The sequence below is a fragment of the Paenibacillus sp. J31R109 genome (assembly GCF_059692055.1).
In genome coordinates this window covers 287,035-299,795 of record NZ_JCAUAR010000007.1, presented here as the reverse complement: position 1 = coordinate 299,795, position 12,761 = coordinate 287,035, and the positions used below count along the sequence as shown (strand labels likewise).

Below are 12,761 nucleotides of genomic sequence, written 5' to 3'. Positions count from 1 at the left end.
GTTATCGTTTAGCGTTCATTTCTAGACGGTTGTCTTACCCACATGTCGTATTCTAATAGCAATGGGCGAAGGTGAGCGAAGCCTTTTTGAAAAATAGACTGGTACTGATCATATATAGCACGATCAGGCCTATAGATGTGCAAGCGGCCTGTTGGAACAGCACGCATAGCTTCTTCAAAGGAAGCGTACACACCGGCACCCACCCCAGCCGTTAGCGCTGCGCCGAGCAGCGTTGCCTCCGGCAAATCGGGATGATGCAGCTCGATCCCCGATACGTCTGCTTTGATTTGCAGCCAATGTTTGTTTTTGGCCCCGCCACCAACAACCACCAACTTGTTAATGGGTTCTCCGCCTACTTGTTCAGCCTGGAGTCGCAACCACTCCATGTGGTAGGAATTCCCTTCCAGAATAGCCTTGAACATGTCACCGCGACGATGGCGGGAAGTCAGACCAATCCAAGCTGCTTGTGCCATAGCATTCGGAGATGGTGCACCGCAACCGGACAAATAAGGATAATATAGAATACCAGTTGGGCCTGGTTCAACCTGATCGAGCAAGCCCAGAATATCCGAATACGATAAATCTCCTGTATCGAGGAGGTCTCTCAACCATTCAACGGAACCACCTGACGCAGAGTGACCTCCCATCCAAAACATTTGATCCGCCAAAGGATGCCGTCCAAATGCTAGCCCTGATTGGTAATCGTTTAGTCCAAGCGCTCTAGCTCCAAAGCTTCCTACTAATGTTTCAGCAGTGCCCATGGAGTTGTACACGTTACGATGCTCAGGTTGACCTATCGTCAGCGATGCGCAGACATGATCATGCCCAGCGAGACAAACTATTGTCGAAGGCCCTAAACCGAACCTTTGACCCACGTCAGGGAGAACCGTGCCAATAGCCGCACCCGTTGCAACGACTGTAGGGAAATGACTTTCTTTTAAACCGAAATGATGAATCAAAGGCAAGTTCCACTCCCGCTTATCCATCCGATAGACGAATGTTCGAGCAGCAAGCGTTTCTTCTTCCGCAAATTTCCCCGTCAGCAAGTAGGCCACATAGGAGGAAACAGACAGCCACACGCTGCCATGGAGTGCTTCAGGCTGTGTTTCTTGAATCCAGAGCAGCTTGGACAGCCCTTGTTTGAATGATGGGTGTAGTCCGCTTTGGCAAAACTGTTCATACGCGTCGATCTCCTGCTTGATTCGCTTCTCATGAGGAAGTGAGCAAGATTCGAACCACGGTATAATCTTCGTTCGAGCCGTACCTGCTTGGCGATCGACTAACAGCCCGCTTTCTGCCATACTCGTGATGCCAACGGAGCAAACCGTCGTGACTCCTGCCGTGGAAATAACCTCTTGGATAAGCAATGCAATGGTATGCCACAAATCCTGAGGATCGTAATACACGTAACCATCTGAATGCTGCTTCTTCTGGTTTACTCGAATTGCTGTAGCAAGCAGCGCCCCTTTTTCATCCGCAATGCCTGCTTTGATATTCGTTGTTCCGATGTCTAGGGCTAGAAACACGGCTGCCGCCTCCTTCTAATCACGTTCATCCCTTCTACTCCGCTTAGCCTCGCAAAATGGATTCACTGTTCGTTTCAATATCAAGCTGCGTCTGAAGTGGGTACGTATGCCGATAAGGCTGTTCAATATCCAGCCAACTACGTAAGCTTACTGGATCCTTCGTGAGGAACTTCCCGCTAATCTTCTTTAATTGTTGAAGTGCTTGCTTCGCTAGAAGCGATCGGCCATCACTGACATATTGGATCAGCACATCATAACCAAGCCTGCTTCCACACCGGGCAAGTGCCCTGCCAATGACCAGTTCCAGCATCGCTCTCCTCTCCAAAAAGTAGTCGGATTGCGGCACACTCGAGCTCATCTGGGCATGTAAATAAGGGATCTGATGCAATCGCTCTAATATTGGAATCGCATCACGATCTCCAAGTCTTTCGGCTCCTTGACTTACCGCATCTACGTAGTAATAGAGACCTAGCCAAGTATCTTTAAAGTCTTCTTCACTTGGCTGCATCAGCTCGACGACCCGCTCCCATACGGCTATTGCACGTGAGTCCTGTGTTTGTGCAAGGGAGTATAACAAGTACACCACATCTGGCATCGCGCCGTGATCTGGAGGTAGTTGGACATACATCATATCTGCCGTCCGACGTGGAAGTTCTGTACCCTGCAGCTCTTCCATAATCCGCGCGATTAGAACCGGAACAGCCGCTTTACTTCCAAGAGTAGCTAGTGCTTGCGCCAGTCGGAGCTCCCGCATCCCTGTTGCGTGTTCCATCGCCTCAATTAAATAAGGAACAATTCGCTGTCCTAGCGAGCATATTTCTACGAAAGGAATGCGCTCCCTATAGATTTCATTCATACGCATATTGGCATATTCATAGAGCGGCTGATCCGATTCTATGTTATCTACTAAAAGCTTGAGTTCTTCATTCGTATATTGGATAGGCGCAAGTTGCCTGGTTCTAACTGCTTCTGACAAAATTCCTTCACGAATTAAGCGATCTTGCAGCTCCTTAATCGCAATGCCCCTAGGAGGAACACCAGTTCGCACGGCTAATGCAGCTGCAAGCGCAGCTACGCCTCCCAAATTTTCCAAATCAGACTGCATCCGAATCGCAGGCAGCGCATCATGCGTTGCAGAAATAGCTTTCCCCGCGACTAATAAACCTTCAATGCCCTTTGGCAGCAGCAAGCGATAGGGAATTTCAATTTCTAAATTAGGTGGGATAAGTCCAATGTTTATCCAATCTGCCCCGCTAACTCCTTTTACATCATGATTGCTAAAATGAACATTAATCACATCCGGCCAACTACGTTGCAGCAACTGATCGGATAACTGCATCACAGTTTCGCCTATAATATGCCGGCTTTCCCGTGTGGCGACATAAATGCCATGGTCATGCAATTGCGGGTCACCTCTTCGGCGTCCAGCCATGATCGCGCGTGTGTAGTCCACAATATCCGATACATCGACCATACTTGTAAAATTGTTCTGAATCTTGTCAGGTTTACTAAATTGTGCAAGGGAGTACCACATAACGGTATGATCTTTCGCAGAGCCGTACACAAATTCTGCTCCTGCAAAAGCTGCCACATCGCCATCGCCTGTCGCGTCAATTACGACATCCGCGTAGATGGCAACAGGGCCCCAACGCGTTGCGACCAGCACACCGCATACACGGTTGTTTTCCATCAACGCTGCATACGTAAAAGCATTAAACAGTAAATCGACATGATGGCGCTTCGCTTCTTGCTGCAGCGCGAACATCTTCGCTTCAATGTTCCATTTATGACCCTTGTAGCCGATGCCTTGCTGGGCAGTTAATACAGCATTATGAATGCGAGCTGCGAAGCCTTCTCTGCGGCCAAACCAATAGCTGTCTACCCCGCCAAAGGTTCCTGTTCCACCCGGCCCAGGATTCATATCCACGAGCATCGTACTTACACCTTCGCCTCCTGCTGTGATAGATGCGCATGCACCACTTGAACCTCCGCCAATCACGAGGACCTCGACTTTTGACAAGGTAGGAATATTGGTTACTACACGTTTGCTTGCATACGTCCTTACAGCTTGTTGCTCTACGACAGGTTCATCTAGGAGCTGAGCAGCCAGTCCCATACCCGCAACTGTTGCTTGCGTTGGATCTAGATACTGACTCTGCTCGACCTCCGTTCCTCCATGAAGAGGCACAGGTCCGTGAAGCTCAAAGGATGAGGAGCACAAATTCGCTTTACGGAAAGCAGGGACATTCTGTACCAGAAAGGCAGTCAAGTCCATGCCCCGCCTACGAGCTTCAAGTTCGCGTTCACCGGCTATTTCTAGCTGGTTACCACTCGCCATAACCATCCAATATTCTACGTAAACATGCTGCCCATCCCGATACCCATGTACCAAGTTCACTTTGTTATCCAGCAGTCCTAGACTATTGGGAACAATGATTTCATCCGCTTGATCATCTTCCTCAGGCCAAGATACGCCAGTAAATTCTAGCGTTCTTGCAAACGATGCCGTTTTCCCACAGACAAATGACTCAACAGAATGACCCGTCAGCTGTGCGACCACATTCGTTTCCGTCATATCGATTAAACGCTTACAGAGAATCACTTGGCTCCCCGTTTTATTCGCGATCACGAGTCCTTCCCGTTCGTTACTGTGAGGATTAGTAACGATGGCAACTGGAAGTGAAGCATAGAGGAGCGCTATATCGTGCGCGATCAGCTTATCTTCCAAGGCACGCTTCAGCCGGTCAGGATGCAGCGGCAAATACGTTTTGTCAGCCGCATACGTTTGTTCACCAGCTTGATCTATGACAAATTGAATAAGCTCAGGACGATTCCAGCTGGTAGAAAGATCAAGCCACGGACGAAGAGAGGCGGAGAGTTCCCGCCCCAAATACGTACGTGGCTCGATGATCATGATCCGTTGTCCGGCTTTCGCCAATTCCACCGCGCAGGCAATGCCAGCGAAAGATCCACCAACAATGACAACATCTTTCTCCGCCAGAACAGGCGTATCTGCTTCCCACTGGGTCATCATTTCCATGTCATCTCACCTCTTTTGTGCACAACGATTGTTTATTCCGTTACGGAGAGTACAATTTGAAGCTTGTCTTCCAGATTAGGAATCTCAACTTCATACAATTGTTTGCTTACCACTACGACAGGAAGCCTCTTGCCATTGACATCCACGACAACTTCTCTGCCTGCTGACATGAACCGGAATTTCCCGCCCTCTTTCAATTGAAACGACACGGTAGAACCTTCCGACTTCACATGGCTTACTGCATCCGCAGCGACATATTTATCAATCAAACCAATCGGTGTTGCCGCACCGGCAACTGGAATAAATAAGTAAAGCGCGCATTGTGTTGGCTGAAGCACGAAGTCATGGTGATCATTCGCATGCATGAGCTTCATCTCGCCAGAGAAATGTTCGTAAAGCACGAACTGCTCACCTTGTAATCCCGGTACATCGGAAGGGCTTACCGATCCCTTGATCTCGTCTTTATGCTTACCAATGTGGAACGCAGCTACGACGCCAGAATCTCGCGCAGTGTTCCATAGTTTTAAAGGTATGGTGTCCTTCGTCGGATCTAGGAATAAGCAGTCTGCCGTTGGGCTGGGCGTTTGTTCACAGCGAATAATACTTCCGTTTTGGTAAATAAGCGGCCAAATTTTCGTAGGATCGGTGTTGCCCGGTGCGTCGCTGAAATAAACAGGCCCACCGCTGACCGAGCGAAGTACCGCATTTTGAATATCATCATGATTCTTCGTCCAGTACATATCCCAGTCGCCATAATAGAACGCACCGTGATAATAGGAGTTGTAAGCATTTTGCAACGCATGCTCGGCAAAACCGAATTCATCTTGAGGAACGAAGTCGTCGCTGTTGCGAGAAACCGAAGATTTCGGACGGTGCCACATATTTTCAGCCGCCATCCCCATACAGTTAATGATTGTGTTGTTAAAATGTAGGGAGGCCGATGCTTCCAATGCCTGATGAGCCGCAGCTGCCGCTTCACCGATCGACCATTCATGCTTCGTGAAATTCAAGACTGCACTTTGACTGTCTACTTTGACAAAATCGATACCTTGACGCTCCAAGAATGCATGCCAAGCATGCCAGAAACCAAAGCCGCGTCCCGCATCCGGATAAGGAATTAAGCTCCCTTTGGCATTGCTGTAGAGATAGTCGCTATATTGCTTCGCGATTGGAGAATCTGGATGAATCCCTCCCCAATAACCTGCGATCGTATGCCATACGCCAACCCAACGGATCCCTTGCTGCTCTTTCAGCTTGCGGACCGTAGCTCCAAGCCCTTGCGGGAACTTTTCTTCATCTGCTTGGAATGAGGATAGCTTCTTATCGATCGTTTGTGACCAACCATCATCAATCATGACCCATTGCACAGGCAGTCCTGCTGCTTGAAGCTCTTCCGCTTTGATTAGCAAACCTTTCTCATCCACTTGATGATAGAAAGCATCCCAACTGCACCAGCCTAGGGAATCCAGAATTTCAGGGTACGCTTTCTGCGCGCGAGGCAATGTCGGGTAATCAAGGGCATGTAGCGCTGTGTCAACTTGATTTTCCATTAACTGATAAGGATCTGTACCTATACCAAGGACAAAAGACAGGGTCTCACATTTGGTTCTTCCACCTTGATGCGATGACACTCGGATTTGCAATCCTGACTCAGCGCCGCATACATCTGTACGGAATTCCGGGCCGCAAACGGGCAGCAGATGGTAATAGGAAGCTTCTTTCCCCTTACGCCACAGTAAAGATTGTGTACGTTCAGGTAACGTTGACCAATCATGGTTAAAATGAGGCCGAGTCCACCAGTCTTTATGCTGATAGTTGGCCATCAAACCGTCTACTTCCTCCATGTCCTGTGCATGGATGATAATGCCATTCTGTGCGGCAAAGCAAAGCTGTCTACCGAAATCATTGGCATTGATCAACTCACCCTGCACCGAGGCCAGGACTACGGAATCATAAGCGCGAAACCTCAGCTGAACCACCGCCGTATCATTTTCGCCACGGAAAATCTGATTTGTTTCCGTATAAGCGCCACGCTCATCCGAACCTGCTGTTACTTCACTCTCACTACTTAGAAGCGGCACTGCTGAACCATCGTCAGTTGTCACCGTAACTCTAATACGGCCAAGAACGGACTGTAAGCCGTTTGAACTTATCTCATTTCCTTGTAGCATATGGTCCTCCCTCTCTATTTCCGCTGTTGCTCATATTCATGAAGTGCAACCGATAAACTGGCGGCATCTCCGACATTATCTTGTAATCCAGAAGGAACAATTCGGCAAACACCAAGTGAAATCGGTAAAGCTTCACGCTGCAGCTCGGCCATAACCAGAGGGGCTAACATCGGCTCTTGGCGCTCATAGATACTGCCAATGACAATCGTATCTGGATTCAGGATATCCACCAGAATCGCCAATCCGCGCCCAAGCTGCTTACTCACGATTTCAATTACCCTTTTCGCTAGTTCATCTCCAGCATGAGCAGCTTCAAACACAACTTTCGCCGTCAACTCTTGTTGATCGGCCTGCAAAAGTGTCGACTCCCCTACGCGTACACCATCTTTCACGAACTTTTGAGCTAATCTAGCAATCCCGCCGCCGCTGCAGAAGCCTTCGAACGAGCCGTATTTCCCATAGCCGAGAGGTCCATCTTCCGCTAAACGGATATGCCCTACTTCGCCAGCCATATCGTTGGCCCCGCCATAAATGCCGCCATTTAAGATCAGACCAGCACCCATGCCTGTTCCAAAGGTCAAGAAAACCATATTTTCCGAACCTCGCCCGGCTCCCCATTTCCATTCCGCCAATGCACAAGCGTTTGCATCATTTTGCAAGCCGACAGGAACGCTGAACCGATCTCGAAATGGCGTCAACACATCAACGCGATCCCAACCGGGCAAATTAGGCGGTGATAGAACGAGCCCCTCTTTACTGCTCAAAGGTCCTCCGCAGCTAATACCGATGGCCTGTAAAGAATCCGCTTGGTTGCGCTTCAGCAATTGTTCCAACGCATCGCCAAGCTGGGCTAGCGCCTCTCCTGGCGTTGCAGGTGTCGGAAAGCTTATTTTATCGATGATGTTAACCGTCTCAGAAGCCGATCTCCCAAGTACCGCTGCACATTTCGTACCTCCGATATCAATACCGCCTAACAGGAGACTCATACGAAGAATGCCTCCTCTAACATCATACAAAGCACATGGTATATCGGAAGATGGCGTTCCTGAATGTCTGGTGTTGAGCTGTATGGCACGCGAATGATAACATCGCAAAGTTCTTTCAGTCGACCGCCGCCTTCACCCGTTAGACCAACCGTCGTTACGCCCATAGACTTGGCCACTTGTACAGCGTGAACGATATTGGCCGAGTTCCCCGATGTACTGAAAACAACGAGGGTATCCTCTTGTCGACCGTACCCATAAACTTGCTGTGCAAATACCATGTCGGGAGCTACATCATTATTGAATGCCGTGGCAAATGCGGTATGGCTCACTAGCGAAATCGCTGGAAGCGCCCCTTGCAAATGATCTGCCAAATAGGTACCCTGCTCTTCGCCGTGAACCAACATGAGATCTCTTTGCTTCTTAGGGAGTTTGCGGGGTGACATAAAACCTTTCATTAATTCACCAACCACATGCTCACAATCCGCTGCACTTCCTCCGTTGCCGGCCAGCAACATTTTGCCTCCCTTTTCAAACGAGAGCTTCATCGCCTCAAATGCGGCATGAATAGAAGCACGACATGGTTCCAAATCAGGGTATTTTACGAAAAGTTGCTCAAACGTTGCACTCATGCGCTAATCTCCTCCCTGCTGATCTTAAGTTTGTTTCAAATGTTCAATCGCTTCTATGAAAAAGGTTTCCGTGCCGAAGCTGCCTGATTTCAATACCAGAAACCTTTGCGGCATCTGGAGGGTTAAACAGGATGGCAATCCTGGTTGAATTTCTTGCCAAATACATAGTCCATTAATTCCCAGCTTGTCGCAAACTGCGGCGGACGTTTCTCCACCTGCGATGAGCAGTCGTTGTTGCCCTGTCTTATTGACGACAGACCGAACCACGTCAGACAGTGCACTTGAAACGAGCACAGATACTTCGGTATTGTCGAAGCCAAGCTCGGCTCCTTTCACTTTTGTAGCCGCGACCTTCATCGGACTGTTCGAGGCATGAATAAGGACATCTTGCCCTGCCTGAAGCAGCAGTGAAGCGTCTTCAACGATTTTGGCGCAATGCACCTGCTTTTCCAATGGATCAAATAACAGCATGGATTCGAGCTCCAGGGCATGCAGCCCTTGCTTTTTGGCATAGACGATTTGTGCCGCGCTTTGCGGCATTAAGCTGCCTGCCGCACAAAGCACAGCTGGTCTTCCAAGCTCAGGGAGTTTCGTTCGTTGCTCCACCCATTCAGCAGCTGCTGACTTTTCTAGTAAGGCTAATTCCTCCGCTAGCGCAGAACTGCCGCAAAGAATGGGTTCATATTGAACAGCTTGCGCGATAATTTGCAGCGATTGCTGATCTCGTACGTCTAAAATCACATACTGAAAGCCTTCGTTCTTCTTTCTAGCGATTTCATCTTGCAGCACGTATGAGCCTTGATCAATCCGATCTATGGGAATGAGTCCAACTTTACGAACCGTTTGTGATTGTAGAATCTGAACCAAATTGGAGTGAAGCATAGGATGGACAGGATCATTTCGAAATTCGGATTCTTCCAGTTTTTTACCATGTACATAATGAATACCGTCTAGTGTTGTCCGCCCGTTTTTCGGAAAACCAAGGACAATGATGCCAAAAGATGCCTCTAGGGCATCTAGCATGGCATCGAATTCGGCGCCGATATTGCCTCGGAATACAGAGCACGTTTTATTCATAAAACGTGTAACGCCCGCATCCTTCAGCTTCTTCGTCATCTGAAACACTTTCTTGTAAGCTACTTCCGGTGTATCCAATCGGGAGTGCGTGTCAAGGACGAGTACCTCTGGCTCATCTCCTTCGGTTTGATCCGTCCACGCTTCCATCGGGTAGACATGCGTTGTCATGCCTGCCTTTGCATACATAATTCCGATGTCATTCGCGCCTGTAATATCATCTGCGATAATACCGATCATTCCGTTAACCTCCTTCTTGGCCGATAACCAGACTCATTCAAGAAGCTCTGAACAACATCTTCTGGCAGCTTGCGCAAGGAAATACCCGAGCTCTTCGCCACGACATACATATGGCAAGCCATTTCAAGGGTATGCATAGCCATCCTTGCCTCCTTCACGTTCTTGTCGTAGACAAGAACGCCGTGGTTTTCGAGGAAGAGAACGTTGGCTTTGCCCACTTTCTCACGCACAGCTTCACCGAGCTCGCGGGAACCTGGATGAAAATAAGGAACGCGCTCAATTCGCTCCAGGTAATACATCGTTTCCACAAACCATTCGGACGGCAACGTTTCTGACGAACAGGCTAGCATCGTGCTGTAAAAAGGGGACGCATGAAGGACAGCGCCTACGTCTGGGCGGGATTCATAAATCGCCTGATGCATGGGGACTTCCTTCGATGGTTTCTTATCAGGCGAAGTCGCCTTGCTCTCTGAGATCGAGCACTCGACGAAGTCATCTTCGCCGAGCTCTCCTAAATCGGTCCCGCTTGCGGTAATGAGATAATGGCCATCTGTGGTTCGTGCACTGATGTTGCCGGCGTTTCCCCATGCTAAGCCGTTATTTAGCATGTATCGCCCAGCTTCCTGCAACTGCTGCCAAACCGATGCGTCCATTTATTCCACGTCCCATTCCAACAGATTGGTTTCTTTTATCGGTAATTCTGGATTGTGCGGCACGCGGAACGTTTTGATTTCGCATGGTTTGAAATTCGCTTTAATGACACGATTCCATCTAGGCAACATAATTTCAGCTGAAGTTGCCGTTTTGTTCGTCTCATACACACGAATAATGAGATCCTGATTATCTTCGGCTTTCTTAATCGCACTCACAATAATATTGTCTTTATTGACGTTCACATAAGAATCCGTTTGTGCTAGCTCTCCCTGATGGAACGATTCGATCACGGCAATCGGCTTGCAGTTCAGTTCCGCTGCACGCTTCACTGTACCTGCTTGTTCCCAAGTTCCTTCATGCGGCAGCAAGGAGTAGGAGAAACGTTGGATACCTTGATCGATAAAGGAGTACTCTCCATTAGGATCTGGTTCGAAAGGTACGTGATGCGCGTAAATCGGACTTCTTAGTACCGTCATCGCCATTTCCTGGTTATGAATGCTATAGCTGTATTTTGCATCGTTCATCAAGCTAAGGCCGTACATGATATTGCCCTTGCGAGTAACGCCGGAATAATCAATCCACGTTAACCCTGGCTCTTCTTCCCCATTATGCTCACGTTCTATCGTCCCGTATGGAATTTCGTAGGTTTGCTTACTGAAGATGACATTCACTGGGAATACCAGCTTCAACATTTTGAACGATTCGCGCCAGTCTACCATCACCTGAACATCGATTTGATCGCGATCAGCGTACATAGCGAAATCTTGAACAAGCTTGGAGCTGCCATATTCGCTGACAACACGAATGACCGATTTCACAGGACCGTGCTCAACGCGGAATACCTTCTTAGCTTTAAAGGCACCTGCTTGTTGATTAAAATGCAGAACATCATGGCTCCATGTATCCGATTTATCATCGAGTACGATCGGCTTCGCGCCATCACCTTTGAACACTTCATGGTCGGCAACTTTATCGAACAAGCTTTTAATAAAGCCTGTTTCTTTATCAAACTCCAAGCGGAAACGCTTGTTTTCCATCATCACATCACTGGCCACAATCGGTTCTCCAACTGGTTTATGTGAAGCTGACTCCGCTACTAATTTATACACGCGATAACCCATGGATGGCAGATCCGCCATAAAGCTTAAACGGAAGCGGCCGTTAGCAGATGCTTGAGATTGTACCGTTTGGAACGGTACTGGTGTTCCTTTGTCATCTAGTAAAACAGTCGTTGGTTTGATACCGCCGACTTCAAGCTCGACATTCACACGGCTTTCCCATGCATGCGGGTTAAAGACAACGATAGGCTTCATGGTAACATCCTGTTCGATGTTAATGTTCCACGATAACGATTGAACCGCATAATTCAGGGAACGGTCGGCAATCGCCATGGCTTCGCCGTACAAATACATCGCATCTTCATACGCAGGCTCAAGGCTTGTTCCTGCGAGAATGTCATGGAATTGGTTGAAGAGGACATTTTTCCATGCTTGATTAAACTCAGCCGGATAGGGTTGACCTGTAATCCAGGAAGCAAGCGCGGAGTACTTTTCTGCTGCCATAAGGCGATTCTCCGCTTTACGATTCCAATGCTTAATGCCCGAGTGAGCCGCATAACAACCGCTTGCATGGTGTTGTAAGTCATCATGGACCACCGGCAAGTTTAAATTTCTGCTCTCCATTTGCTTGAAATATTCATCTGGCGTCGCAAATTCAAGTTTAGGCAGTGATGGGTCCGCATTCATGCGGCGAATGCTCTCGATATTTTCCTTCGTCGGGCCTCCACCATGATTACCAACACCATAGAACAACATAAGTTCATTGAGCGGCTCTTTGAATTCGCCTAGGCAGCGGCGAACATGGTTTTCCAAATCTTTGCCCCAAGATAAATACTCATACATAATGCGGAAGGTCATGACTTGTGAGCCATCATCGGATTCCCACATGAACAGACGGCTTGGCAATCCTTTTTCATTCGGCATCGGACGCATCATCACGTAATAATCCATACCGCTTTTCTTTAAAATTTGCGGAAGCATACCGTTATGCCCGAAGCTGTCTACGTTATAGCCAACTTTAGCCGTTACGCCGAACTTCTCCTTGAAATAATGCTGGCCATACAAGCCCTGACGGACAAAAGATTCCCCATTTGGAATGTTACAGTCCGGTTGAATCCACCAACCGCCAACAATGTTCCAGCGGCCTTCTTGTACACGTTTCTTGATTTCAGCGAACATCGCAGGTTCATTATTTTCGATCCACTCGTACATTGCAGCAGAGCTGGAAGTAAAAATAAAATCTTCGGATTCTGTCATACGATCTAGTGCAGAACGGAAAGTAGCTTTCGCTTCTTGGAAGCCTTCTTGCCATTGCCATAACCAAACTGGATCTAGATGTGCGTTACCGATCATGTAGAGCTTATTTTCATTCATCGCGAGAAC

8 protein-coding genes are annotated in these 12,761 nt (G+C 48.4%); all 8 read right to left on the bottom strand.

Features of this window, described 5'->3' with window-relative positions; genetic code table 11:
• Positions 1 to 8 precede the first annotated feature (8 nt).
• The 8 genes from AC58QT_RS19935 to AC58QT_RS19900 are packed head-to-tail and all read right to left on the bottom strand — an operon-like array spanning position 9 to position 12,752.
• A complete protein-coding gene (locus AC58QT_RS19935; protein WP_497410534.1) occupies positions 9 to 1,526 on the bottom strand; it encodes an FGGY-family carbohydrate kinase in 1,518 nt (505 codons plus the stop codon).
• A gap of 43 nt (positions 1,527 to 1,569) precedes the next feature.
• Entirely contained in the window at positions 1,570 to 4,566 is a 2,997-nt protein-coding gene (locus tag AC58QT_RS19930; RefSeq protein ID WP_497410533.1) for an FAD-dependent oxidoreductase, read from the bottom strand.
• Positions 4,567 to 4,598: 32 nt separating this feature from the next.
• Positions 4,599 to 6,737 (bottom strand): Sip1-related alpha-galactosidase, encoded by a 2,139-nt coding sequence (locus AC58QT_RS19925; RefSeq protein WP_497410532.1) that lies wholly within the window; start codon positions 6,735 to 6,737, stop codon positions 4,599 to 4,601.
• Between the two features lie 14 nt (positions 6,738 to 6,751).
• Positions 6,752 to 7,723, bottom strand: a complete 972-nt coding sequence (locus AC58QT_RS19920; RefSeq protein WP_497410531.1) for an ROK family protein — start codon at positions 7,721 to 7,723, stop codon at positions 6,752 to 6,754.
• Positions 7,720 to 8,352 carry a D-sedoheptulose-7-phosphate isomerase gene (locus tag AC58QT_RS19915; RefSeq protein WP_497410530.1) on the bottom strand — a complete coding sequence of 211 codons (633 nt, stop codon included), beginning with the start codon at positions 8,350 to 8,352 and terminating at the stop codon, positions 7,720 to 7,722. Before AC58QT_RS19915 ends, AC58QT_RS19920 begins: the two co-directional genes overlap by 4 nt.
• Before the next feature lie 24 nt (positions 8,353 to 8,376).
• Complete coding sequence (locus AC58QT_RS19910) at positions 8,377 to 9,666, bottom strand: four-carbon acid sugar kinase family protein (protein ID WP_497410529.1); 1,290 nt, start codon at positions 9,664 to 9,666, stop codon at positions 8,377 to 8,379.
• The gene (locus AC58QT_RS19905) at positions 9,663 to 10,319 is read right to left on the bottom strand and encodes a class II aldolase/adducin family protein (protein ID WP_497410528.1); all 657 of its coding nucleotides are present in this window, start codon (positions 10,317 to 10,319) and stop codon (positions 9,663 to 9,665) included. The genes AC58QT_RS19910 and AC58QT_RS19905 overlap by 4 nt, the downstream gene beginning before the upstream one ends.
• Positions 10,320 to 12,752 carry an alpha-mannosidase gene (locus AC58QT_RS19900; RefSeq protein ID WP_497410527.1) on the bottom strand — a complete coding sequence of 811 codons (2,433 nt, stop codon included), beginning with the start codon at positions 12,750 to 12,752 and terminating at the stop codon, positions 10,320 to 10,322.
• Between the last annotated feature and the right edge of the window lie 9 nt (positions 12,753 to 12,761).

Coding starts and splice junctions, on each gene's coding strand:
- AC58QT_RS19930 (WP_497410533.1), bottom strand. CDS start 4,566: ATGGAAATGATGACCCAGTGGGAAGCAGATACGCCTGTTCTGGCGGAG.
- AC58QT_RS19925 (WP_497410532.1), bottom strand. CDS start 6,737: ATGCTACAAGGAAATGAGATAAGTTCAAACGGCTTACAGTCCGTTCTT.
- AC58QT_RS19920 (WP_497410531.1), bottom strand. CDS start 7,723: ATGAGTCTCCTGTTAGGCGGTATTGATATCGGAGGTACGAAATGTGCA.
- AC58QT_RS19915 (WP_497410530.1), bottom strand. CDS start 8,352: ATGAGTGCAACGTTTGAGCAACTTTTCGTAAAATACCCTGATTTGGAA.
- AC58QT_RS19910 (WP_497410529.1), bottom strand. CDS start 9,666: ATGATCGGTATTATCGCAGATGATATTACAGGCGCGAATGACATCGGA.
- AC58QT_RS19905 (WP_497410528.1), bottom strand. CDS start 10,319: ATGGACGCATCGGTTTGGCAGCAGTTGCAGGAAGCTGGGCGATACATG.
- AC58QT_RS19900 (WP_497410527.1), bottom strand. CDS start 12,752: ATGAATGAAAATAAGCTCTACATGATCGGTAACGCACATCTAGATCCA.